The organism is Kitasatospora sp. NPDC056651, from assembly GCF_042792155.1.
Classification (GTDB): domain Bacteria; phylum Actinomycetota; class Actinomycetes; order Streptomycetales; family Streptomycetaceae; genus Kitasatospora.
On record NZ_JBHTWX010000012.1, the window covers coordinates 82,821 to 108,895 of the forward strand.

At 75.3% G+C, this 26,075-nt stretch carries 14 protein-coding genes; all 14 read left to right on the forward strand.

The genetic code is table 11. The features are described from left to right. Nucleotides 1–196: 196 nt before the first annotated feature. Nucleotides 197–703 (forward strand): hypothetical protein, encoded by a 507-nt coding sequence (locus ACFRAR_RS07880; RefSeq protein ID WP_380695957.1) that lies wholly within the window; start codon nucleotides 197–199, stop codon nucleotides 701–703. Between the two features lie 362 nt (nucleotides 704–1,065). After that, on the forward strand, nucleotides 1,066–2,358 hold the full coding sequence (locus tag ACFRAR_RS07885; protein ID WP_380695959.1) for a helix-turn-helix domain-containing protein: 1,293 nt from the start codon (nucleotides 1,066–1,068) through the stop codon (nucleotides 2,356–2,358). A 275-nt stretch (nucleotides 2,359–2,633) separates the two neighbouring features. Further along, the gene (locus ACFRAR_RS07890) at nucleotides 2,634–3,077 is read left to right on the forward strand and encodes a cobalamin B12-binding domain-containing protein (protein ID WP_380695961.1); all 444 of its coding nucleotides are present in this window, start codon (nucleotides 2,634–2,636) and stop codon (nucleotides 3,075–3,077) included. Further along, nucleotides 3,074–4,414: a methylaspartate mutase gene (locus ACFRAR_RS07895; RefSeq protein WP_380695963.1), complete on the forward strand. Its 1,341-nt coding sequence runs from the start codon at nucleotides 3,074–3,076 to the stop codon at nucleotides 4,412–4,414. Before ACFRAR_RS07890 ends, ACFRAR_RS07895 begins: the two co-directional genes overlap by 4 nt. A 107-nt stretch (nucleotides 4,415–4,521) precedes the next feature. Beyond that, a complete protein-coding gene (locus ACFRAR_RS07900; protein ID WP_380695965.1) occupies nucleotides 4,522–5,514 on the forward strand; it encodes an asparagine synthetase A in 993 nt (330 codons plus the stop codon). Next, entirely contained in the window at nucleotides 5,511–6,773 is a 1,263-nt protein-coding gene (locus ACFRAR_RS07905; RefSeq protein ID WP_380695967.1) for a glutamate synthase-related protein, read from the forward strand. The genes ACFRAR_RS07900 and ACFRAR_RS07905 overlap by 4 nt, the downstream gene beginning before the upstream one ends. 208 nt (nucleotides 6,774–6,981) lie before the next feature. After that, the gene (locus tag ACFRAR_RS07910; RefSeq protein WP_380695969.1) at nucleotides 6,982–11,736 is read left to right on the forward strand and encodes an amino acid adenylation domain-containing protein; all 4,755 of its coding nucleotides are present in this window, start codon (nucleotides 6,982–6,984) and stop codon (nucleotides 11,734–11,736) included. 32 nt (nucleotides 11,737–11,768) lie between these two features. Then, entirely contained in the window at nucleotides 11,769–16,247 is a 4,479-nt protein-coding gene (locus tag ACFRAR_RS07915) for an amino acid adenylation domain-containing protein (protein ID WP_380695971.1), read from the forward strand. 9 nt (nucleotides 16,248–16,256) lie between these two features. Beyond that, nucleotides 16,257–18,068 carry a non-ribosomal peptide synthetase gene (locus ACFRAR_RS07920; RefSeq protein WP_380695973.1) on the forward strand — a complete coding sequence of 604 codons (1,812 nt, stop codon included), beginning with the start codon at nucleotides 16,257–16,259 and terminating at the stop codon, nucleotides 18,066–18,068. Then, a complete protein-coding gene (locus tag ACFRAR_RS07925; RefSeq protein WP_380695975.1) occupies nucleotides 18,065–18,877 on the forward strand; it encodes a thioesterase II family protein in 813 nt (270 codons plus the stop codon). Before ACFRAR_RS07920 ends, ACFRAR_RS07925 begins: the two co-directional genes overlap by 4 nt. 2 nt (nucleotides 18,878–18,879) lie before the next feature. Next, nucleotides 18,880–20,064 carry a cytochrome P450 gene (locus ACFRAR_RS07930; protein ID WP_380695977.1) on the forward strand — a complete coding sequence of 395 codons (1,185 nt, stop codon included), beginning with the start codon at nucleotides 18,880–18,882 and terminating at the stop codon, nucleotides 20,062–20,064. Nucleotides 20,065–20,191: 127 nt separating this feature from the next. After that, nucleotides 20,192–20,413 (forward strand): MbtH family protein, encoded by a 222-nt coding sequence (locus tag ACFRAR_RS07935; RefSeq protein WP_380695979.1) that lies wholly within the window; start codon nucleotides 20,192–20,194, stop codon nucleotides 20,411–20,413. Nucleotides 20,414–20,421: 8 nt separating this feature from the next. Then, complete coding sequence (locus tag ACFRAR_RS07940) at nucleotides 20,422–21,408, forward strand: TauD/TfdA family dioxygenase (protein WP_380695981.1); 987 nt, start codon at nucleotides 20,422–20,424, stop codon at nucleotides 21,406–21,408. A 59-nt stretch (nucleotides 21,409–21,467) separates the two neighbouring features. Next, nucleotides 21,468–26,075, forward strand: a 4,608-nt coding sequence (locus tag ACFRAR_RS07945) for an amino acid adenylation domain-containing protein (RefSeq protein ID WP_380695983.1), incomplete at its 3' end; no start/stop codon positions are given.

Below are 26,075 nucleotides of genomic sequence, written 5' to 3' on the forward strand. Positions count from 1 at the left end.
CCTCCTCGGCCACAGTGAAGGGCTTGTCACGGTGTCAAGGTCAAGCGGAGCCGGAGGTCCCGTCTTACGGTGAATACGGGGCGCTGTCGTCACGGGCGCTTCTCTCCGCATCGCCGACCTCCGCCCGGCCGCTCGCCCCTCCCGTCCCCCGCGTCCCCCGCGCCCGCGGGCGGGCGCAACCGAAGGAGCCCGTGTCATGGCGAGTAGTGCTACCGGCCCCACCATCCGGGGGGCCGCACGGTACCCCTACGCGAGTGGGTGGACCATCTTCGCCGGGGTCATGCTGATCTCCGCCGGCCTCATGGCGGTCTTCCAGGGGACCGCCGCCATCCACAAGGACCGCGTGCTCATCGTCACCCGCAGCTACGTGTACGCGATGAACACCGAGGGGTGGGGCTGGCTCCACCTCATTCTCGGGATCGTCGTCATCGTGGCCGGGGTGGCGGTCTTCAGCGGTGCGGCCTGGGCCCGGGTCGTCGGCGTGGTGGTGGCGGTGTTCGGGATGCTCGCCAACTTCGTCTGGCTGCCCTACTACCCGCTCTGGGCGATCGTGCTGATCGCGCTCGACGCCCTGGTCATCTGGGCGCTGTGTGTCGGGCGTGTCATCACTCCGCCGCCTCCGGGACCGGTGCCGGGACCGGGAGCGGAGCCGACCGATCGTGACCGGACCGGACCGGAGCAAGCCGGACCCGATCGGACCTGATCGATGTCCTGACCGGCCCCGGCGGGCCACGGCCCGCCGGGGCCGCCGTACGGGTCCTCACCCGGATGGGCGAACCGGACCACGGCCCGGTGAACGGGTGAACGCGCCCCGCCGCCGGCCCGTCCGGGCCGGTGAGCGGCCTGTGCGGCCCGGGTGAAGGTCATGGGTGGGGCCGGTGATCGGCCGTTGATCGGGCGTAGACGGCGAGCCTGGAGCATCGGGAACCGGAGGGAACCGGTCTGGAGGCCACAGCCTGAACACCGGGACCCGCGCGGCCGAACCACGGGCCGCACGGGTGCCCAGCGCTGCGGCCGCCGCCGGACCCGCCCCAAGGAGTCCGGACCACGAAGGGCAGACGAGGCATGGACGGCGGGCAGTCGGTGCAAGCGGTGAGAACGGCGGCGGGGTTCGGCGAGCTGCTGCGGGTGCGGCGCGAGCGGATCGGGCTGACCCAGCAGTGCCTGGCCGACCACGCGACGCTGAGCGTGCGGGCGATCCGGGACATGGAAGCCGGCCGGGTGCGCCGCCCCCGCAACGAGACCGTCCGGCTGCTGGCGGACGCGCTGCGGCTGGAGGGCCGCAGCCGGACGGACTTCGAGGAGGCCGCCCGCCGGCACCCGCTCGCGGACGAGCCGCCAGCCGCGCCGGCCGCCCCGCCGGTGGCGCGCGGGGCGATCGTCGGCCGCGAGATGGAGGCCGAGGTGCTGGCCGACGCCTTCGCCGTGCACGGCGACCGGCTGGTCTCGCTGGTGGGGATCGGCGGGGTGGGCAAGACCCGGCTCGCCCTGGAGGTGGCCCGCCGGCTGCACCTGGCCGCCCGCTGGTCGGTGCGCTGGGTGGACTGCGGCGGCGGGCCGCATCCCTGGCGCGGCCCGCTGGAGGACCTCGCCCGGGAGATCGGCGAGCGGCCCGCTCTGCTGGTGCTGGACGGCGCCGACGGCGGGGTGGACGCCGGACAGCTGGACGGGCTGTTCCGGCACTGCCCCGGGCTGCGGGTGCTGATCACCGCCCGGGAGGCCCGCCCGCTGCCCGGCGGCCAGGTCATCCCGCTCGCGCCGCTGCCCGTACCGGACCCCGAACTCGACGCCGAGCCTGAGGCGTTGGCGAAGGTCGGGGCCGTCCGGCTGCTGCTCTCCCACCTGTGCCGGCTGCGCCCCGGGTACACCCTGGAGCATTCCGAGGCGCCCGCCGTCGCGGAGCTCTGCCGCCGGCTGGACGGCCTGCCGGGCGCGCTGGAGCGTGCGGCGGGCTGGGCGCTGGTGCAGTCCACCGCCCAGCTGGTGGCCCGGCTCGCGGACGGCCCGCTCACCCTGGCGGCGCCGCCGGTGGTGTTCGGCGCGCGCGGTGACGTGCGGGACGAGGTGGAGCCCACGATCCGACGGCTGACGGACCGTCAGCGAGCGCTGTTGGACGTGCTGGTGGACGAGCCGGGGGACTGGACCGGGGAGGACGCGGCGGTCCGCAGCGGCTGGGCGCCGCAGGCCTGCCTGGAGACGGTCTACGAACTGCTGTCGCGCGGGCTGATCCGCAGCGTTCCCGCCCGCGACGGCCTGCGCTTCACGGTGCTCAACCTCTGCCGGCGCCTCGTCCGGGAGGAGACAGGGCTCCGGTTCGCGCCCGCCGGGGACGCCCCGTTGCTGGCCGTCGCGGGCTGATTGTCGGGGGTCGGCCGTCGGGGGTCGGCCGTCGGGGGTTGGACGGACGCGGCGACCCGGGCGTCCGACGCCGGTCCGACGCCGGTCCGACGCCGGTCCGACGCCGGTCCGACGCCGCGCCGGAGCCGGGGCGGCCCGCCGATTCTGCCGCTTCTTGCCGCAGGAGCTGCCGCTTGCCGGGCCCGATCGTTCCTAGCGTTCTCCACGGGGGAGGAGGCGCCGCGAAACGCGCGCCGGAACCGCCATCGCCGATCCCTACCGATGAGGGCCGAGTTGTGGAGCACGGAAAAGCCGAGCAGGGCGGACTGGACGTCGTCGTCACGACGGTGTCCTCCGACTCGCACACCTGGAACCTGGTGTTCCTCCAGCTCCTGCTGGAGGAGATGGGGCACCGGGTGGCCAACCTGGGGGCCTGCGTACCGGACGCGCTGCTGGTCTCCGAATGCCGCCGGATCGAACCGGACCTGATCGTGATCAGCAGCGTCAACGGGCACGGCCACCAGGACGGCCTGCGGGTCATCGCCGCCCTGCGCGGCTGCCCGGACCTGCGGCGCACACCGACCGTCATCGGCGGCAAGCTCGGCATCGCCGGCGCCGAGGACCCGGACCGCGAGCGGGAGTTGCTGGCCGCCGGGTTCGACGCCGTCTTCGAGGACGGCGCCTCGACGGCCGGGTTCCACGCGTTCGTCGGCGGGCTGCGCGCCGAGGTCCTGCTGTGACCGGCCCCGCCCTGACGGGCCCCGCGGCGGCGGGCCGGGCCGGGAGCGGCTTCGGCGCGTTCGTGGCGCGGGCGGCGCGGGCCGGCGCCCTGGTGGTGCAGCCCCGGATGGGGATGGCGCAGGCGGCCCGGATGCGGGAGGGGCTGCTGGCCACCCGGGCGGCGGAGGCCGTCACCGTCGGCACCATCACCCTGGACAGCTACACCCGCACCGGTGACCTCGACGCCGCGCGGCGCGCCCTCGCCGCCGGAGCGGGCCTCAACGGCTACCCGATCTCCACCCATCCGGTCGAGGTCACCCGGGCGGTGCTGCGCGGAGTGGCGGACGCGGGCTTCCCGGTGCAGGTGCGGCACGGCTCGGCCGCGCCGGAGGGGATCGTCCGGGCGCTGCTGGCGGCCGGTCTCGACGCCACCGAGGGCGGGCCGGTCTCCTACTGCCTGCCGTACGGCCGCACCCCGCTCCGCGAGGCGGTGGAGTCCTGGCGGCGGAGCTGCGAACTGCTGGCCTCGGTGCGGGAGTTCGGTGTGGAGCCGCATCTGGAGACGTTCGGCGGCTGCCTGATGGGCCAGCTCTGCCCGCCCTCGCTGCTGATCGCCGTCAGCGTGCTGGAGGCGCTGTTCTTCCGCCGGCACGGGCTGCGCAGCATCTCGCTCAGCTACGCCCAGCAGGCCGACGGCCGCCAGGACGAGGAGGCGCTGGCCGCGCTCGGCCGGATCGCGGGCGAGCTGCTTCCGGACGTCGACCGGCACCTCGTGGTGTACGCGTACATGGGGGTGTACCCGCGCTCGCCCGGCGGCGCGCGGCTGCTGCTGGAGGACGCGGCCCGGCTCGCGGTGCGCGGCGGCGCGGCCCGGCTGATCGTCAAGACCACCGCCGAGGCGCACCGCATCCCGACCGTCGCCGAGAACGTCCGGGCGCTGGAGGCCGCCGCCGCGGCCGCCGCGGCGGAGCGGGACCGTCCCGGGCCCGTCGCGCCGCCGGACACCGGGATCGAGGCCGAGGCCAGGGCGCTGATCGGCGCGGTGCTCGACCTGGACGCCGACCTCGGGCGGGCCCTGGTACGGGCCTTCGCGGCCGGCTACCTGGACGTGCCGTACTGCCTGCACCCCGACAACGCCGGGCGGGCGCGCAGCGCGCTGGGCCCGGACGGGCGGCTGTACTGGTCCGCCGTCGGCTCGATGCCGATCGCCGGGCTGGTCGAACGCGGCCGGCCGCCGATCCTCGGCTCGGCCGGGCTGCTGGCCGCCCTCTCCCACGTCCGGCGGCGCTACGACGACCCGGCCGACGCCGACGGCTCGTCCGCCGTCGCCGGCCGGGGACTGCCCGCGCTGCGCTGACCCGCCTGTGTCGACCCGCCCCGTGCTGCCCCGCCCTGCGCCGACCGGTGCTCCGACGCTCCACCACCGACCACCACGGACACCCCCGAGAGAAGAGGACTCCGACCATGCCCGACGCCACGCTCCTGCCCCCGACCGACCCGGGCCGGCACCTGACCGTGCCGGCCACCCGCAGCGCGCTCCGGGTCCAGCAGCAACTGCTGGCCGCCGCCCGCGAGTTCCTGCGCGGCCGGGGCTTCACCGAGCTGCTGCCGCCGATCATCGGCCCGGTCACCGACCCCGGCGCGCGCGGTTCCAAGCAGGTGGACATCGACTTCTACGGCCACCGCTACAAGCTGATGACCAGCGCGATCCTCTACAAGCAGGCCTCGCTGCTCGCCTTCGACAAGATCTTCTGCATCGCCCCGAACGTCCGCCTGGAACCGCTGGAGACCGCCGGGACGAGGCGCCACCTGGCCGAGTTCCACCAGCTGGACGTGGAGGTGGCCGGAGCGAGCCGGGACGAGGCGGTCCAGCTGGCCGAGGACCTGGTGGTGCACATGGTCGACAGCGCGGTGCGCGAGCTGCCCAAGGAGTTCGCCGAACTCGGCCGGGACCCGCAGGCGTTCGCCGAACTCCTGAAGGGCTCCTTCGGCCGCGTCCGGCACGCGGAGGCGGTCGCCGAACTGCGCGGCATCGGCCACCCGCAGTCGGCGGAGGCCGAACTCGACTGGGAGGGCGAGGCGTTGCTGTCCGCCCGGCGCGACCGTCCGTTCTTCGTCACCGACTACCCGAAGGGCTCGCGCGGCTTCTACGACCGCGAGCACCCGGACGACCCGGGCCTGCTGCGCAACTTCGACCTGCTCGCGCCCGAGGGCTACGGCGAGCTGTGCAGCGGCAGCCAGCGCACCAACGACTACGCGGAGATCATCACCCGGATGCGGGAGACCGGCGAGAACCCGCAGAAGTACCGCTGGTACCTGGACCTGGTGCGCGAGGGCGTGCCGGCCAGTGCGGGCTTCGGCATCGGGGTCGAGCGGCTCACCCGGTACATCGCCGGGCTGGACGCCGTCTGGCAGGCCAGTGCCTTCCCGAAGCTCGCCGGGGTGGTGTCCCCATGAGTGATCTGAGCGCACCCGGCTTCCCCGAGGAGGAGGTCCGGCGGCGGGCCCGCGCGGGGGCGGCCGCCGCGTTCCCGCCCGCCGAGGAGTACGGGCACGTGCTGTTCGGCGCCGGCCGGCCCGAGGAGGCGGCGCCGCTCGACGCCCTGGACGCGCTGCGGATCGTCCCGCCGCTGTTCCTGCCGCAGCGGCTCGCCAAGCTGATCGACCTCGGCCGCGAGCCCGACTACCGGGACGTCGAACTCACCACCGCCATCGGAGGGTTCACCTCCGCGCTGCCGGTGTACGCGTCGGCGACCGGCTCCACCCGGGCCGCCGGCGGCGACCTCGGGCTCGCCCTGAGCCGGCAGGCCGGGGCGCTCGGCGTCCCGATGGTGATCGGCGAGAACGTGGTGCCGGTCAACGGCTACGGCCGGCTCGGCGAGGCCGCGGACGGCGCGCTGCTCGGCCGGCTGCGCGCCTACACCGAGCGACTCCCCGACGGGCTCGGCGGGGTGGCCGTCCAGCAGAGCACCGAGGACGCCGACGCCGAGGTGTGGAACCTCGTCCACAGCGACCCGGCCGCCCTGCCGCTGCTCGAATCCGGGCGGCTGGCCTTCGAGTTGAAGGTCGGCCAGGGCGCCAAGCCCGGCCTGGGCGGGATGACCGTACTGGACCGGGAGGCCGCCGCCGCGCTCGGCGACCGCTTCGGACTGGACCCGCTGTTCGACGACGGACGGGTGCTGCGCGCCGCCACTCCCGGCACCTTCACCGCCGAGATCCTGCGCCAGCAGATCCGGCTGATGCGCAACAACTATCCGCGGGTGCGGATCTGGGTGAAGCTCTACCCCGGCCGGGACGTGGCCGAGGCCGCCCGGGTGGCGCACGAGGCCGGGGCGGACGCCGTCGTGGTGGACGGCGCGGAGGGCGGCACCGGCTGGGCGCCGGGGGTGTTCCTGCCGCACGTCGGCCTGCCGCTCGCGGAGTGCCTGCGCCGGCTGGCCCCCGCGCCGCCGCCCTGCCTCCTGGTCTCCGGACGGATGTGGGAAGGCGCCCGGGCGGTCAAGAGCCTGGCGCTGGGGGCCCGCGCGGTGGGCCTCGGGCGGGCGGCGCTGCTCGCCGTCGCGGAGGACCCGGAATCCGGGCTGCGCCGTTTCGCGGAATGCCTGGCGCTGGAACTCCGGCTGCTGATCAGCGCGCTCGGGAAATACGCCCCCGAGGCCCTCGACCGGGCGGACGTGTGGTCCCCTGAGGGTTTCGGAATTCAGTCCGGCCGGTAGCCCTGGCCTGCTCGGAAAGCGGCACCAGGAAACTGCCGATTTCCTTCCGCTCATTCTGCCGATAGGGCCCTCGGATTCTCCCTATCGTCGATCTCGACGCCGATTTCCTCTCACGATCTGGGGCTGGATGATGTCCTCACGCGGTTTTCCCGTCGCCTTCACGGCGCCCGAATTCACAGCGCCCGAATTCGCGGTGCCTGAATTCACGGTGCCCGAATTCGCATCGGCCGGACTCACGGCGCCCGCGTTCGCGCCGTTCGCCTCCGCCGTCCGCCGCTTCCCGGAGCGGCCGGCCGTCCGGACCGGCGGACGGACGGTCAGCTACCGGGAGCTGGACGGCCTGGTCGCCGACCTCGCCGCCCGGATCGGCCCCGGGCGCACGGTCGCCGTCACCGGCCGCGACCGGCTGGACCACGTGGTCGGGCTGCTGGCCGTCCTGCGGGCCGGCGGCACCTATCTGCCGCTGGACCGGGAGGCGCCCGAGGAGCGCAACCGCTGGATCGCCGAGGACGCGGGCGCCTCCCTCGCCCTGGACGGCGACGAGCTGACCGAACGGGGCGCCGGCGCGGACGCGACGGCCGTCCCCGGCTACGTCATCTACACCTCCGGCACCACCGGCCGCCCCAAGGGCGTGCACGTCCCGTTCGCCGTCCTGGCGGGCCACCTGGAGGCGGTGGTCGGGACCTTCGGCCTGACCGAGCGGGACGTGATGCTCCAGTTCCACCGCCCCACCGTGGACGTGGCGGTGGAGCAGGTGCTCGGGGTGCTGTCCGTCGGGGCCTGCCTGGTCCTGCCCGGCCAGGGGCTGCTCACCCCGGGCGCCCTGCTGGACCTGCTGGACGCCGAGGGCGTCACCGTCGCCAACCTGGCGGCCGGCTACTTCCACGACGTGGTGGCGGCCCTCGGCGGCCGGGTGCCGCGCGCCCTGCGGCTGATGATCTCGGGCAGCGACAAGCTGGAGCCCGCCACCGCCGCCGCCTGGTGGACGGCGACCGGGGTGCCGCTGCTGAACGCGTACGGCCCGACCGAGACGGTGGTCACCGCCACCACCCACCGGCTCGACGGCCACGCGCCGGGGCCGGAGGCCCGGGTGCCGATCGGCGACGCGGTCGGCGGTCGGCGGCTCTACGTGCTGGACGAGCGGCTGCGGCCGGTGCCGCCCGGCGAGGCCGGTGAACTGTACGTCGGCGGGCCGCTGCTGGCCTCCGGCTACCTGGGCCGCCCGGGCCTCACGGCCGGCCGCTTCGTCGCCGACCCGTTCGCGGAGCCGGGCACGGCCGGGGGCACCCGGATGTACCGCACCGGCGACCTGGTGCGCCGCACCGCCGGACGGGGGTCCCCCCGGCCGGTGGGGGCACCTCCCGGCCGCCAGGCCGGGGGCGCTGGGGGAGGCCCGCTGGAGTTCCTCGGCCGCACCGACCACCAGCTGAAGATCCGCGGCTTCCGGGTCGAACCCGGCGAGCTGGAGCAGGTGTTGGCGGGGTACCCGGGCGTCACCGGCTGCGTGGCGGTGGCGCACGAGGGCCGGCTGGCCGCGTACGTCACCGGCGCCGCGCCGCGCTACGCCGAGGCCCGGGCCTGGCTGGCCGAGCGGCTGCCCGAGCAGCTCGTCCCGGCGACGCTCACCGCGCTGGAGGCCTTCCCGCTGACCACCGGCGGCAAGGTGGACCGCGCGGCGCTGCCCGAGCCGCGGGCCGCGACGGAGGACAGGCCGGCCGGCCGCCCGCCGCGCACCCCCGCCGAGCAGCTGATCGCGGCGGTGTGGGCGGACGTGCTCGGGGTGCCGGAGGTGAGCGCCGACGACAACTTCTTCCACCTGGGCGGCGATTCGCTGACCGCGGTCCGGGTGGTGGGCCGGGTCTTCGACGTCTTCGGCATGGTGTCGCCGTACACCATCTTCGACGCCCCGACGCTGGCCGAGTTCGCCGCCGCGGTGACCTCGGCGTCCGGCGGCGAGCGCCCGGAGCTGACCAGGCGGGACACCACCGGGGCGCCGCTGTCCAAGTTCCAGCGCGGCCTCTGGTTCCTCGACCAGTGGAACCCGGACGCGCCGACCTACGTGGTGCCCTGGGTGTTCCGCTTCGCCGGTCCGGTGGACCCGGAGCTGCTGCGCCGGGCGCTGTCGGGCGTGGTCGAGCGGCACGAGAGCCTGCGGACGACCTTCGAGCTCGCCGAGGACGGCCCGCGCCAGGTCGTCCACCCCCGGCCGGAGCTGCCGTTCACACTGACCGAGACGACCGCCGACCGGGTGGACGAGCTGGTCGCCGAGGCCGCGCTGGAGCCCTTCGACCTGGCGGCCGGCCCGCTGCTGCGGGCCCGGGTCTTCCGGGCCGGCGGGGCCACCACCCTGCTGCTGCTGTTCCACCACATCGTCTGGGACGAGGGCTCGCTGCCGGTGCTGGAGGCCGAACTCCGGGAGCTGTACGCCGCGTCGGCCGAGGGCCGTGCGGCCGACCTGCCCGAACTCGCCGTCCAGTACGGCGACTACGCCGCCTGGCAGTACCGGGACGACACCGCCGAGCGCCAACTCGACTACTGGCGCGAGCAGCTGCTCGACGCGCCGACCGCTCCCGCGCTGGAGCCGGACCACCCCCGCCCCGAGGAGCAGGCCTTCCGCGGCGCCTTCCACCGCTTCGCGATGCCCGCCCCGGTGGCCGAGGCCGTCCGGGCGCTCGCCCGCAGCGAGGACGCCACCCCGTTCATGGTGCTGCTGGCCGGGCTGGCCCTCACCCTGCACCGCCGCTCCGGGCAGCGCGACCTGGTGCTCGGCTCCCCGGTGAACGTCCGTGGCCGGACCGAACTCGACGGCCTGATCGGCTACTTCATCAACCTGCTGCCGCTGCGACTGCGCCTGGAGGCGGGCGCCTCCTTCCGCGAGCTGGTCCGGCACGTGCGTGAGGTGTCCATCGGCGGCTACCGGCACCAGGAGGTGCCCTTCGACGACATCGCGGGCGCCGTGCTCGACGAACGCCCCGAGGACCGCAACCCGCTCTGCCAGGTGCTGCTGGAACTGCACCCGCTGGACCCGCGGCCGTTCACCCTCGGCGGGCACGAGGTCACCCGCGCCCTGCACTCGAACCCGGTCTCCCGCTTCGACCTGTCCGTCTCGGTGGACGACCTCGGCACCGGCTTCACCGGCCGCTTCGAGTACGACAGCGACCTCTTCGAACCCGCCACCATGGCCGGCCTGTGCGAGGAGTGGCTGGGCACCCTGGCCGCCGCCGTCGAGGTGCCGGTGCACGCCCTGTTCGAGGCGCGGGCCGCCCGCACCCCCCGGGCCACCGCCCTGGTCTCCGGCGAACGGACCGTCGGATACGGAGAGTTGAACGCCGACGCGAACCGGCTCGCCCGCCACCTGGCGGGCCTGGGCATCGGCCGCGGCGACACCGTCGCGGTGCTCGCCGAGCGCGGGCCGGAGATGGTCACCGCCCTGCTGGCCGCCCTCAAGACCGGCGCCGCCTACACCCTGCTCGACCCGGACTTCCCGGCCGAGCGGCTGGCCGGCGCCGTCGCCGACACCGGCGCCACCACCGTGGTCACCCACCGGCACGCCACCGTGCCCTTCCCCGTCGAACGCCAGGTGGACCTGGACGCCGCGGCCGCCGACCTCGGCCGCCACCCGGCGCACGACCTCGGCCTGCCGGTCGACGGCGCCGACCTCGCCTGCGTGATGTTCACCTCCGGTTCCACCGGCCGCCCCAAGGGCGCCGCCGTCCCGCACCGCGCCCTCACCACCACCTACCTCGGCCAGGACTACGCCCGCTTCGGCCCCGACGAGGTCTGGCTCCAGTGCTCCCCGGTCTCCTGGGACGCCTTCGCGCTGGAGCTGTACGGCGCGCTCTGCTTCGGCGGCGTCTGCGTCCTCCAGCCCGGCCAGCGCCCCGACCCGCAGACCATCGCCGAGCTGACCCGCCGCCACGGGGTCACCCAACTCCAGCTCTCCGCCAGCCTGTTCAACTTCCTGCTGGAGGAGTTCCCGGAGACCTACGACGGCCTCGGGCTCGCCATCACGGCCGGTGAGCGGGCCTCCGTCACCCACGTCGCCAAGGCCCTGGAGAACCACCCCGGCCTGGTCGTCGCCAACGGCTACGGCCCGGTCGAGAGCCTCGGCCTGACCACCAGCCACCGGGTCGCCCCGGAGGACGCCACCGGCGGCTCCGTCCCGATCGGCGCCGCACTGAACGGCAAGGGCGTCCACGTCCTGGACGAACGGCTGCGCCCCGTCGAACCCGGCGTGACCGGCGAGCTGTACGCCTCCGGCGGCGGCCTCGCCCACGGCTACGTCGGCCGGCCCGGTCTGACCGCCGAGCGCTTCGTCGCCTCCCCGTTCGGCGCCCCCGGCGAGCGCCTCTACCGCACCGGAGACCTCGGGCACGTCAACGCCGCCGGACTGCTGGAGGTGACCGGCCGGATCGACGACCAGATCAAGGTCCGGGGCTTCCGGGTCGAGCCCGGCGAGATCGAGGACGCGCTCACCCGCCACCCGGCCGTCCGGGAGGCCGCCGTCACCGTCCACGAACCCGCCCCCGGCGACCGCCGGCTCGCCGCCTACGTCACCCTCGGCGCCGACGCCCCCGGCCCGGACGCCCTGCTCGACCACCTGGCCGGCCTGCTGCCCGAGCACATGGTCCCCGCCACCCTCGACGTGCTGGAGGCCCTGCCGCTCAACCACAACGGCAAGGTGGACCGCAAGGCGCTGCCCGCCCCCGCCGGACGCCGGGCCGAGGCCGCACCCGACCCGCTCACCGGGGCCGAGCGGCTGGTCGCCGACGCGATGCGCGAGGTGCTCGACCTCGCCGAAGTCGGCCGCGAGGACAACTTCTTCCGGATCGGCGGCAACTCGCTGGCCGCCGTCCGGGTCGCGATGCGGCTGTCCCGGGAGACCGGCACCCGCGTCCCCCCGCAACTGGTGTTCCGGGCCAGGACCGTGAGCGCCATCGCCGAACGGCTGGCCGCCCGATGACGGGCCGCCCCGCACCCGAAGGGAACGAGGCCGTGAGCCCGTCCGACCACCCGGCGCGCACCGCGCCCGTCTCGGGGCTGCAACGCGGCCTCTGGTTCCTCGACCGGCTCGACCCGCGGGCCGTCACCTACTGCACCCCCTGGACCCTGGACGTCACCGGCCCGCTCGACCTCGCGCTCCTGCGGGGCGCCCTGGACGCGGTGGTGGCCCGGCACGAGACGCTGCGCACCACCTTCGCGATGCACCCCGACGGCCCCCGCCAGCACGTGCACCACGACCTCGCGGTGCCGCTCGCGGTGACCGACCTGCGCGGCCTCCCCGACCGGGCCGAACGCCTGGAGGAACTGCTCGCCGCCCGCTGGGCCGAGCCCTTCGACCTGGCCGCCGGGCCGCTGCTGCGCGCCGAGGCCTTCCGGCTCGCCGGCGAGCGCACCACGGTGCTGTTCACCGTCCACCACATCGTCTGGGACGGCTGGTCCGCCGAGGTCTTCGAGCGCGAACTCGCCGAGTGCTACGGCGCGGCGCTGGCGGGCCGGGAGCCCGACCTGCCGGAGCTGACCGTCCAGTACGCCGACCACGCGCGGGAGCGGCTCGGCACCTCCTACGAGGAGCACCTGACCTACTGGAAAGAGCAACTGGACGGCGCCCCGCCCCTGTTGGAGCTGCCCACCGACCGCCCCCGGCCCGCCGAGCGCGGCGCGGCCGGCCGGACCGAGGAGTTCGCCCTCGCCCCCGGCACGGCGGCCCGGATCCGGGCCCTGGCCGGGACGGAGGGCGTCACCCCGTTCACCGTCCAACTGGCCGCCTTCGCCCTGCTGCTGAACCGCTGGACCGGCGCCGACGACCTGGTGGTCGGCACCCCCGTCACCACCCGCGACCGCCCCGAACTGGAGCACCTGCTCGGCTACTTCGTCAACCTGCTGCCGCTGCGGCTGCGGCTCGCGCCCGCACTGAGCTTCCGGGACCTGCTGGAGCACGTCCAGGACGTGGCCTTCGAGGCCTACGGCTACCTCGACCTGCCCTTCGACCAGATCGTCGACCGGCTCGGCGCCGCCCGCGGCACCCAGCACCCGCCGCTGGTCCAGGTGGTGTTCGGCGCCCACGGCGAGGACCGCACCCCGCTGGCGCTCGGCCCGGACGCCACCGCCGAGAGCCGGGTGCGCTCCAACGGCACCAGCAAGTTCGACCTCACCTGGTCCGTCTTCGACGGATCCGGCGGATCAGGCGGATCCGACGCCGGATCCGGCGGCGAGCTGCGCGGCGAGGCCGAGTACCGCGGCGAGCTGTTCGACGCCGGGACCGTCCGCCGACTGGCCGCCGAGTACGACGCCCTGCTCACCGCCGCCCTGGACGACCCCGACGCCACCGTGCTGCGGCTGACCACCCGCACCGCCGACCCGGCCGCCGCGGCCGGGGCCACCGACACCGCCGGCCACTGCCTGCACCACCTGTTCGAGCGGGTCGCCGACGCCCACCCCGACCGGCCCGCCGTCAGCGACCCCGACCGCACCCTCAGCTACGCCGAGCTGGACCGCCGCGCCAACCGGCTCGCCCACGCCCTGCGCGCCCGCGGCGTCCGCCCCGGCGACCGGATCGGCATGCTGCTGGAGCGCACCGCCGACGTCCTGGTCACCGTCCTCGGGGTGCTCAAGACCGGCGCCGCCTATGTGCCCGTCGACCTGGCCGCCCCCGCCGAGCGCGCCGCACTGGTCTTCGGCGACACCGGCGTCACCCTGGTCGTCACCGACCGCCCGGAGCTGGTGCCCCGAGGCCCCTGGCAGCCCTACGACCTGACCGCCGAGGCCGCCGACCTGGCCGCCCGGCCGGACACCCGCCCGCCGGCCGCCGGCCGCCCCGGCGACCTCGCCTACCTGATCTTCACCTCCGGCTCCACCGGCCGGCCCAAGGGCGTCGCCGTCGCCCACGAGCACGTCAGCCGGCTGATGGCCGACGGCGAGCGGCACTTCGGCTTCGGCCCGCGGGAGACCTGGACGCTCTTCCACAGCTACGCCTTCGACTGGACGGTCTGGGAGATGTGGGGCGCCCTGCTGCACGGCGCCCGCCTCGTCGTCGTCCCGTACGTGACCAGCCGCTCGCCGGAGGAGTTCGCCGAGCTGCTGGAACGGGAGCGCGTCTCCTTCCTCTGCCTCACCCCCTCGGCGCTGCGCCAGCTGGAGCCCGTGCTGCGCCGCACCCCGCGCGCCCTGCCCGCACTGAAGTGGATCATGCTCGGCGGGGAGGCGCTGGACCCGGCCGTCGTCCAGCGCTGGTTCGAACTCGACCCGCCGCCCCCGGCCCGGCTCTGCAACCTGTACGGCATCACCGAGACCACCGTCCACGTCACCACCCACGACCTGGCCGGCAGCGCCGGCTTCGAACGCAGCCTGATCGGCGCGCCGATGCCGCACCTGAGCGCCCAGGTGCTCGACGACTGGCTGCGGCCCTGCCCGCCCGGCGTGGCAGGCGAGCTGTACATCGGCGGCGGCAGCCTCGCCCACGGCTACTGGGGCCGCCCCGGCCTCACCGCCGGCCGCTTCGTCGCCGACCCGTACGGCCCGCCCGGGGCCCGGCTCTACCGCACCGGCGACGTCGCCCGGCGACTGCCCGGCGGCGGGCTGGAGTACATCGGACGCGCCGACTTCCAGGTCAAGCTGCGCGGCTTCCGGATCGAACTCGGCGAGATCGAGAACGCGCTCGCCGCCCACCCGGACGTCGACGCCTGCGTGGTCACCGTGCACGAGGACCGGCTCGCCGCGTACGTCACCGGGCGCGAGCCCGCCGACGTCCGCGCCTTCCTCGGCCGCTCGCTGCCCCCGTACATGGTCCCGGCGAGCTACACCCTGCTGGAGTCGCTGCCGCTCACCGTCAACGGCAAGGTGGACCGCGCCGCGCTGCCCGCCCCCGGACAGCGCGCCGCCGCCGCCGGCGGCAGCCACACCGAGCCGCGCACCCCGGAGGAGGAGGCCTTCGCCGCCGTCTGGACGGAGGTCCTCGGGGTGGACGGCATCGGCGTCCACGACGACTTCTTCCACCTCGGCGGGGACTCCATCCGGGCCGTCCAGCTGGCCGGCGCCCTGCACGAGCGCGGCTGGGGGGTGAGCCTGCGGGACGTCTTCGACGCCCCCACCGTCGCCGCCCTGCTGCCGCTGGCCCGGCCCGTCACCGAGGGACCGGACGCCCACGAGCCCTTCGCGCTGCTCACCCCGGAGGACCGCGCCGACCTGCCGCCCGGCCTCGCCGACGCCTACCCGATGGTGTCCATGCAGCTCTCCATGGTCTTCCACATGGAGATCGCCGGCGGCACCGACAGCTACCACAACGTCAACTCCTACCGGATCTCCGGCGACCTCGACGAACAGGCCTTCCGCCGCTCCGTCGCCGAGGCGATGGACCGCCACGCCGTGCTGCGCACCGGCCTCGACCTGTCCGGCTACGGCGAGCCGCTACAGCTCGTCCACGGCCGGCTGCCCGCCCCCGTCGACTTCGCCGACCTTCGGGGCGCGGCCGAACCCGACCAGGACACGGCGGTCCGCGAGGTGTTCGACACCCACCGCCTGACGCCCTTCGACCTCACCGCGCCGCCGCTGTTCCGGATCACCGTGCAGCGCCTCGCCGAGGACGCCTTCCAGCTCACCGTCTCCGAGCACCACGCGATCCTGGACGGCTGGAGCTTCACCTCGCTGCTCACCGAGATCCTGGAACGCCACACCGCCCTCGCCGCCGACCCGCTCGGCGCCCCCACCCCGCCGCCGCGCACCGCCTTCCGCGACTTCGTGGCCGTCGAACGGCGGGCCGCCCGGGACGAGCGCTCGCTCGCCTACTGGCGCGAGCGGCTGTCCGGCGCCAGCGGCCAGCTGTTCCCCGGCAGCGAGTCCACGCACGAGGCGCCGCGCACCGTCGAGCGGGTGCTGCCCGAGGCGCCCGAGCAGCTGCGGGCCGTCGCCGACGCGCTGGGCGTGCCCGTCAAGTCGGTGGCGCTCGCCGCCCACCTGCGCGCCCTCGCCGAGATGACCGGGCGCCGGCGCGTCACCACCGGCCTGGCCGTCAACGGGCGGCTGGAACGGCTCGGCGGCACCGAGGTGTACGGGCTGTTCCTCAACACCGTCCCGCTGAGCTGCGAACCCACCGACGACCTGCTCGCCCTGGTCCGCGAGGTCCACCGGGACGAGCTGGACATGCTGCCGCACCGCCGGGTGCCGTTCGCCCGGCTCGCCCGGCTGATGACCGACACCGCGCTGGACAGCCAGTTCGGCTACCTGCGCTTCCACGCCCTCGGCCGGCTCAGCTCGGCCCGCATCGTGGACGGCCGGATCGGCACCGAGCCGACCCTGCGCCACGAACCCAACAGCTTCGCCTTCGGCGCCTCGGTGATCCAGGACCCGCTCTCGCAGCGGGTGCTCCTCGCCGTGGACCACCAGCGCTCGCTGGTCACCGACACCGCCGCCGAGCGGTTCATCGACACCTACACGGCCGCCCTGCACGCCATGGCCGCCGCCGTCCGAGAGTCCTGAGGAGCAGCCATGACCGATCCGACCGATCTGCTGGAGCGCCTGCGCGCCACCGTCGCCGCCCACCCCGGGCGCACCGCCGTCCTCGCGGGCCCGGCCCGCCTGGACTTCGCCGAACTCGACCGCCGCACCGCCGCCCTGGCCCGGGCGCTGCGCGCCCTGGGCGTCGGCCGCGGCGACCGGGTCGGCGTCCACCTCGCCCGCACCGTCGACCTGCCGGTCGCCCTGCTCGCCGTCTGGCGGGCCGGCGCCGCCTACGTCCCGCTCGACCCGGCCTACCCGGCCGAACGGCTCGCCTTCATGGCCGAGGACGCCCGGCTCGCCGCCCTGATCAGCGTCGACGGCCTCCCGGCCGTCCAGGGCGTGCCGGTGCTGCGCCCGGACGCCGCCGCCGACGGGCCCGACCTTCCGGTGGCGCACCACCCGCTGGACCCGGCGTACGTGATCCACACCTCCGGCTCCACCGGCCGCCCCAAGGGCGTCGAGGTGCCGCGCGGCGCCGTCGCCGCGCTCTTCGCCGGACTGGAGGCCACCGGCACCCTGCGGCCCGAGCCCGCCGTGGCCGGCTGGAACGCCAGCGTCTCCTTCGACGCCTCCGTCCCGCAGTGGGCCCGGATCTGCCGCGGCGACACCGTGCTGGTCATCGACGAGGAGGACCGCGCCGACCCGGCCCGGCTGGCCGCGCTGCTGGCCGAGCACGCCGTCACCGACCTCGACCTGACCCCCTCGCACTGGGAGCTGCTGCGCGAGCCGCTGGCCGGCGCCCGGGCGCCGCGGCTGCTGATGGGCGGCGAGCCCGTCCCCGAGCGCACCTGGCGGGAGCTGGCCGACGGCGGCATCGAGGCCGTCAACCTGTACGGGCCCACCGAGTGCACCGTGGAGGCCGTCACCGCGCCGATCGGCGGCCCCGGCCCCCACCTGGGCGAGGCACTGCCCGGGGTGCGGCTGTACCTGCTGGACGAGAAGCTCGCCACCGTCCCGGACGGCGTGGTCGGCGAGCTCTACCTGGCCGGGCCCGGACTCGCCCACGGCTACATCGGCCGGGCGGCGCTGACCGCCGAGCGCTTCGTCGCCGACCCGTACGCGGCGGGGGAGCGCGCGTACCGCACCGGAGACCAGGCCCGGCGCGGCGAGGGCGGCCGGCTGGAGTACGTCGGACGGGTGGACCGGCAGGTCAAGCTGCGTGGCTACCGGATCGAGCTCGGCGAGGTCGAGCAGGAGCTGGCCCGGCTGTCCGGGGTGGGCTCCGCCGCCGTCACGGTGTACGAGCCCGCGCCCGGGGACCGGCGCCTCGTCGGGTACGTCACCGCCGCCGGAACCGCCGCCGGCAGTGCCATCGGCAGCGCCGCCGGAACCGCCGCCGGAACCGCCCCGCTCACCGCCGCCGAGCTGACCGAGCGGCTGCGGGCCGCCGTGCCCGCCCACCTGGTGCCCTCGGTGATCACCGTGCTGGAGGCCCTGCCGCTCACCCCCAACGGCAAGGTCGACCTGGCGGCGCTGCCCGTGCCCGCCGCACCGAAGGAGCAGGCCCCGGCGGGCACCGGCGCGCTGCCCGAGCAGGTCGCCGAGGTCTGGAGCACCGTGCTCGGCGTGAGCGGCGTCCGGCCCGCCGACGACTTCTTCTCGCTCGGCGGCCACTCGCTCGCCGCGCTGCGGGTCGTCCACCTGCTGCGCCGCCGGCTCGGCATCGAACTCCAGCTGCGCCACCTGCTCGACTCGGCCGACCTGGCGGCCTTCACCGCCACCGTCGAACGGGCCGTCGCGGCCGGCACCGCCGCTCCCCGGCCCGCCCTGACCGCCCGCGCCCGGGTGGCCGGAGCGTGACCACCGCCCTGCGGGTGCGCCCCCGCGTCGAGGGGGACTGGCTGTTCGTCCCCGTGCCCCGACTCGCCCCCGTGCCCCAACTCGCCTCCGCGCCCCGAGCGCACCGCCCGTACCGGCTGTTCTGCTTCCCGCACGCCGGGGGCGACGCCACCGCCTACACCCCGCTCGCCCGCGCCCTCGCCCCGGCCGCCGAGGTCTGGGCGCTGCGCCCCCCCGCCCGCGGCGGCCGGCTCGGCCACCCGATGCCGGCCAGCTTCGACCTGCTGGTCGACGCCGTCGTGGAGGCCCTCACCCCGCACCTGACCGGGCGGTTCGGCTTCTACGGGCAGAGCTTCGGCGCGCTGCTCGGCTACGAGGTCGCCCGGGCGCTGCCCGCCGGGCTGCGGCCCGAACTGGTCGTCGCCGCCTCCGCCTCGCCGCCCGCCGTCTGGTCCGGAGCGGACCGCCCGCGGTACACCGCCGACGAACTGCTCCGGCTGGCCGGGATGGGCGAACTCGTCGAGGGCGATGACGAGTTGAAGGAGCACGCGCTGCGCGGCATCCGCACCGACCTGGACGTGGTCGCCACCTACCGGCCCCGGCCGCACCCGCCGATCGGCTCCGACCTGCACACCGTCGTCGGTGTCGAGGACCCGCTGCTCGCCCTCGGCGGACTCGAAGGCTGGGCGGCCCACACCCGCGGCGCCCACGGCCATCACGTCGTCCCCGGCGGCCACCTGCTCGCCACCGTCGACCGGCCCGGCCCGGTCGACCTGCTGACCTCCCTGACCACGCGGCCGCGCGCCGCCCACCAGAGCCCGACGGAGTAGCCATGCTGACCACCACCGCGGTCGACCTCACCGACCCGGACCTCTGGGCCCGCCCCGACACCCCCGCGCTGGTCGCGGAGCTGCGCGGGGAGGCCGCCGTCCACCGCACCGATACCGTCGACGACGGGCCGGTCTGGTCGGTGCTCTCCTACCGCCACTCCGCCGAGGTGCTCCGCAACGCCGCCGTCTACAGCTCCGAACAGGGCTCGCTGCTCGGCGCCGGCGCGGGCAACGTCCCGGTCGGCTCCGGCCGGATGATGGCCCTCACCGACCCGCCCCGGCACCGCGAACTGCGCGCCCCCGCCAACCCGTTCTTCTCGCCCGGGGCCGTGCGCGGCGCCTCCCGGGGCATCGCCGAACTCGCCGCCTCGATCGTCGACCAAGCCGTCGAACACGGCGAGGTGGACCTCGTCGACGCCGTCTCCGCGCTGCCGCTGTCCGTGATGTGCGACCTGCTGGACGTCCCGGAGGCGGACCGCGAGATGGTCGAACGGGTCTGCGACGTCGCCTTCCTCGGCCGCACCCCCGAGGAGCGCCGGGCCGGCCACCAGCAGCTCATCCCGTACCTGCTGCACCAGGTGATGCTGCGGCGCACCGACCCGCGCGACGACCTGATCTCCATGATGGCCTCCTACCGGGTCGGCGGGAAGCTGCTGCCGGTCGAGGACGTCGTCCTCAACCTGGACAACATCGTGGTCGGCGGCGTCCAGACGGTCCGCCACACCGCCGCCATGGGACTGTACACCCTGGTCCAACACCCGGAACTGTGGCGGAAGTTGCAGCGCGGCGAAGTCGGCATGGACTCGGCGCTGGACGAACTCCTGCGCTGGACCTCGGTCGGACTGCACACCCTGCGCACCGCCAGCCGGGACACCGAGCTCGACGGCCGCACCATCCGGCGCGGCGAGCGGGTCGCCGTCTGGGTCTGGTCGGCCAACCGGGACCCGGAGGCCTTCGAACGGCCCGAGGAGATCCTGCTGGACCGCGCCCCCAACAAGCACCTCGCGCTCGGCCTCGGCGCCCACTACTGCGTCGGCGCGCCACTGGCCAAGGCCGAACTCGGCGGGCTGTTCACGGCGATGCTGGAACGCGTCGCGGAGATCGAGCCGACCGGACCGGTCACCCACAACCGCTCCATCATCAACTTCGGACTGGACCGCTTCCCGGTCCGCCTCACCCCGCGCTGAGCCGCCCCGCCACGACGTCCAACTGCCGCGTTCCTGCCGCGACTCCTGCCGTTCCGCCACCGGGCCCGCCCCTACCTTCGAAGCATCCCGAGGAACCCGAAGAACCCAGGAACACGAGGAGAACGCCATGAGCAACCCGTTCGAGGACGACAACGCCGGCTACCTGGTGCTGGCCAACGACGAGAACCAGCACTCCCTGTGGCCGGTCTGGATCGACGTGCCGGCCGGCTGGACGACCGTCCACGGCGAGGACACCCGCCAGGGCTGCCTCGACTACATCGAGGCCAACTGGACCGACATCCGGCCCGCCAGCCTGGTCGCCGCCCTCGCCACCGCCGCGGACCGGTGACGGCCGCCATGCCGACCTGGGAACTGAACCCCGGCCGCCCGGCCCTCGCCCACGCGCCGCGCACCGCCGACATGGGCGAGGCCGGCGAATGGCTGCGCGAGAACGAGGGCGCGCTCACCGAAGCCCTGCACCGGTACGGCACCGTCTTCCTGCGCGGCCTGCCGGTCGCGAGCACCGAGGACGTCGCCGCCGTGCGCGACGTCCTCATCCCCGAACGCACCCCCTACCGGGAGAAGGCCACCCCGCGCAGCGACTACGGCAACGGCGTCTACTCGTCCACCGACCTGCCGCCGGCCCAGCCGATCCGGATGCACAACGAGAACAGCTACACCCTCACCTTCCCCGGCCGGCTGCTCTTCGCCTGCCTGACCGCCCCCGACGAGGGCGGGGCCACCCCCACCGCCGACGTCCGCCAGGTGCTCGACCTGCTTCCCGGGCACCTGGTCGAGCGGATGCGGAACAACGGCTGGACGCTCACCCGCAACTACTCGGACTACATCTCGCTCGGCTGGCGCACCGCCTTCGCCACCGAGGACCGCTCCGAGGTCGAGGCCTACTGCAAGGACAACGGCATCACCTGGGAGTGGCTGGCGGACGGCAACCTGCGCACCACCCAGCTGCGCCCCGGCACCATCCGCCACCCCCACACCGGCGAGCAGGTCTGGTTCAACCACCTGGCCTTCTGGAACGCGTGGTCGCTCGACCCGGACATCCGGGAGGCGATGACCGAGGAGTTCGGGCCGGACGGACTGCCGTTCAACACCGGCTTCGGCGACGGCGAGCCGCTGGAGCGCGCCGACGTCGACGCCCTCAACGAGGCCTACCACGCCGCCACCGTGCGGGAACGCTGGCAGGTCGGCGACGTGATGCTGGTCGACAACGTGCTCTGCGCCCACGGCCGGGACCCGTACCGGGGCGGGCGCAAGATCGCCGTCTCGATGGGGCAGCCCCTGGAACTCCGGGACTGCCGGCCCACCGCGGGGCTCACCGTCTGACCGCCGTCCGCCCCCTCGACCAGCCCGTGCCGTCAGTAGACCCGAGTAGAGGAAGCACCGTGATCCCGGTTTCGTACGCCCAACAGCGGCTCTGGCTGATCGACCAGATCGAGGGGCCGACCGCGCTGTACAACCTGCCGTTCGCCCTGCGCCTGCGCGGCGCGCTCGACACCGCCGCGCTGCGCGCCGCGACGGCGGACGTGGTCGCCCGCCACGAGGCCCTGCGCACGGTGTTCCCGGTGGCCGGGGGCGTCCCGGTGCAACGGATCCTTCCCGCCGAGGAGGCGCGGCCGCGCTTCCTGGCCGAGGACTGCGCACCGGACGACTACCCGGCCCGCCGGGACGCCGCCGCCGCCGAGACCTTCGACCTGAGCCGCGAACTGCCCATCCGGATCACGGTGTTCACCCTCTCGCCGACCGAGCACGTGCTGCTCGTGGTGCTCCACCACATCGCCGCCGACGGCTGGTCGCTCGGCCCGCTGCTGCGCGACCTCGCCACCGCCTACCGGGCCCGGCTCGCCGGCCGCGCCCCCGACTGGGAACCGCTGCCGATCCAGTACGCCGACTACGCGCTCTGGCAGCGCGACCTGCTCGGCGACGAACACGACCCCGACAGCCTGCTCGCCCGCCAACTCGACCACTGGCGCGAGGCGCTGGCCGGACTCCCGGAAGAACTGGAGCTGCCCACCGACCGCCCCCGACCGCCCGCCCCCACCGGCGCCGCCGACTCCGTCGACCTCGCCTGGGACGCCGGCCTGCACACCGCCCTGCTCGACCTCGCCCGTACCCACCGCACCACCCTGTTCACCGTCCTCCAGGCCGGCCTGGCCACCCTGTTCACCCGGCTCGGCGCCGGTACCGACATCCCGCTCGGCACCGGCATCGCCGGGCGCGCCGACGAGGCCCTGGACGACCTGGTCGGCTTCTTCGTCAACTCCCTGGTCCTGAGGGCGGACACGTCGGGGGACCCGAGCTTCGCCGAGCTGCTCGGAAGGGTCCGGGAGGCCCAGCTCGACGCCTTCGCCCACCAGGAGCTCCCCTTCGAGCGCCTCGTCGAGGAGCTCAACCCGCCCCGCGCCCTCGGCCGCCACCCGCTGTTCCAGACCCTGCTGGTGCTCCAGAACCACGGCCAGGACGCCCACCTCGACCTGCCCGGGCTGGAGTCCGCCCCCGAACCGATCGGCCTTCGGGTCGCCAAGTTCGACCTCAACATCGGCATCACCGAAGAGCATGGACCCGACGGCGCCCCCGCCGGGCTCACCGGCTCCATCGAGTACGCCGCCGACCTCTACGACCGCACCACCGTCACCGCCCTGGCCGAGCGGCTCGGCCGCCTCCTGGCCGGCGCCGCCGCCGACCCGCACGCCCCGATCACCACCCTCGACCTGCTCGCCCCCGAGGAGCGCACCCGCATCCTCACCGAGTGGAACGCCACCGACGCCCCCCGGTGGACCGGCACCCTCGCCGAGTCCTTCGAGCGCCAGGCCGACCGCACCCCGCACGCCACCGCCCTCGCCCACGACGACGGCGCCCTCAGCTACGCCGACCTCGACACCCGCGCCAACCGCCTCGCCCACCACCTGACCGCCCTCGGCGTCGGCCCCGAGACCCCCGTCGCGATGCTGATGGAACGCTCCGCCGACGTCGTCGTCGCCACCCTGGCCGTCCTCAAGGCCGGCGGCTGCTACGTCCCGATGCACCCCGGCCTGCCGCCCGAGCGGATGGCCGACGTACTCGCCGACACCGGCGCCCCCGTCCTGCTCACCGACCGCATCGACCCCGGCTTCCCGCACACCGCCGCCGTGGTCCGCCCCGGCGACGAGGCCGGCGCCCCCGGCCACCGCCCCGCGCTGCCCGTCCACCCGGACCAGCTCGCCTACGCGATGTTCACCTCCGGCTCCACCGGCCGCCCCAAGGGCGTCGCCGTGCGCCACCGCGACGTCCTCGACCTCGCCGCCGACCGGCGCTGGCAGGACGGCCGCCACCGGCGCGTCCTGTTGCACTCCCCGCACGCCTTCGACGCCGCCACCTACGAGATCTGGACACCCCTGCTGTCCGGCGGCACCGTCGTGGTCGCCCCGCCCGGCCCGCTGGACGCCGCCGCCCTGCACGCCGTCACCACCCGCCACGACGTCACCGCCGTCTTCCTCACCAAGGCCCTGTTCGACCTCGTCGCCGAGCAGGCCCCGGAGACCTTCGCCGCCCTGCGCGTCGTGTGCACCGGCGGCGAGGCCGCCTCCGGCGTGCTGCTGCGCCGCGTCCTGGACGCCTGCCCCGACCTGCTGCTCGCCCACGTCTACGGCCCCACCGAGACCACCACCTTCGCCACCCACCACCCGCTCACCCCCGCCGACCTCGACGGCCCCCGGGTGCCGATCGGCGGCCCGCTGGACAACATGCGCGGCTACGTCCTGGACGCCAGGCTGCGCCCCGTCCCGCCCGGCGTCCCCGGAGAGCTGTTCCTCGCCGGCGCCGGCCTGGCCCGCGGCTACCTGGGCCGGCCCGCCCTGACCGCCGAACGCTTCGTCGCGGACCCGTACGCGGCGGGGGACCGCATGTACCGCACCGGCGACCTGGTCCGGCTGCGCGCCGACGGCGCCGTGGAGTTCCTCGGCCGGATCGACGGCCAGATCAAGCTGCGCGGCTTCCGCATCGAACTCGGCGAGATCGAGGCCGCCCTCTCCCGCCACCCCGCCGTCCGCCAGGTCATCGTGATCGCCCGCGAGGACCGCCCCGGCGACCTGCGGCTGGTCGCCTACTGCACCGCCGACCCCACCCTCACCCCGGCCGAACTGCGGGCCTTCGCCGGCGCCGCGCTGCCCGGCTATATGGTCCCCGCCGTCGTCGTCCTGCTGGACGCCCTGCCGCTCAACGCCAACGGCAAGGTCGACCGCCGGGCCCTGCCCGCCCCCGACCTCGCCGCCGACGACACCGGCCGCGCGCCCCGCGACGAACGCGAACGGGTGCTCTGCGCCCTCTTCGGCGAACTGCTCGGCATCGACGACATCACCATCGACGACGACTTCTTCGCCCTCGGCGGCCACTCCCTGCTCGCCACCCGCCTGGTCGGCCGGGCCCGCGCCGAACTCGGCGTCGAACTCGCCATCGGCGACCTCTTCCAGACGCCCACCGTCGCCGGACTGGCCGACCGGTTGTCGGACAGCCGGACACCCGCCCGCCCGGCGCTGCGCCCCGGCCCCCGGCCCGAGCGGGTGCCGCTCTCCTTCGCCCAGCGCCGCCTCTGGTTCCTCGCCCAGGCCGAGGGCCCCACCGCCACCTACAACATCACCCTCGCGCTGCGGCTGCGCGGCCCGCTCGACGCCGCCGCCCTGGCGGACGCCCTCGGTGACACCGTCCGGCGGCACGAGGCCCTGCGCACCGTCTTCACCGAGCACGAGGGCACCCCGTACCAGCGCGTCCTCGACAGCCCGAGCGGCCCGCTGCTCACCACCACCGACCGGCCGGTGGACGAACTCGCCCGGCACGCCTTCGACCTGGCCGCCGAGCCGCCCGTGCACGCCTACCTGCGGCCCGAGGGCCCGGACGAGCACGTCCTGGTCCTGGTGCTGCACCACATCGCCGGGGACGGCGCCTCGCTCGGCCCGCTCTACCGCGACCTCACCGACGCCTACCGGGCCCGCCAGGCCGGCCACGCCCCCGACTGGGAGCCGCTGCCCGTCCAGTACGCCGACCACGCCCTGTGGCAGCACGCCCTGCTCGGCGACGAGGACGACCCGGACAGCCCGGCCGCCCGCCAACTCGCCCACTGGCGCGAGGCGCTGGCCGGCCTGCCGGAGGAACTGCCGCTGCCCGCGGACCGCCCCCGGCCGCCGGTCGCCAGCCACCGCGGCGCCGTCGTCCCGCTGGAGCTGGACGCGGAGCTGCACGCCCGGCTCGCCGACCTCGCCGCCGAGCACGGCGCGACCCTCTTCATGGTCCTCCAGGCCGCCTACGCCACCCTGCTGCACCGCTTCGGTGCCGGCACCGACCTGCCGATCGGCACCCCGGTGGCCGGGCGCCTCGACGAGGCCGTCACCGACCTGGTCGGCTACTTCGCCAACACCCTGGTCCTGCGCACCGACCTCTCCGGCCGGCCGAGCTTCGCCGAACTGCTGCGCCGCGTCCGGGAGACCGACCTCGCCGCGTACGAGCACCAGGACACGCCGTTCGAGCGCCTGGTCGAGGAGTTCAACCCGGTCCGCTCGCTGGCCCGACACCCGCTCTTCCAGGTGATGCTGACCTTCGCCGCCGCCGCCGAGGGCGGCCCCGACTTCCCCGGCGTGACGGCGGAGGAGGAGCCGGTGGAGTACGGCACCGCCAAGTTCGACCTCAAGCTCGCGCTGACCGAGCGCCACCGCGCCGACGGCAGCCCGGCCGGGCTCGCGGGCGGGCTGGAGTACGCCACCGACCTGTTCGACCGGGAGACGGCCCAGCGGCTGGCCGACGCGCTCGCCCTGATCCTGCGGCAGGCCGCCACCGACCCGGACCTCAGCGTCGCGGCGGCCGGGGTGCTGCCCGAGGGCGCGCCGGCCGAGCAGCTGCTCGCCGCGCCGTTGGCTTCGGCGGTGCCGTTGGTTCCGGCGGTGTTCGAGGAGCAGGCGGTGGCGACGCCGGGTGCGGTGGCGCTGGTGTGCGGCGAGGAGGTGTTGACGTACGGGGAGCTGAAC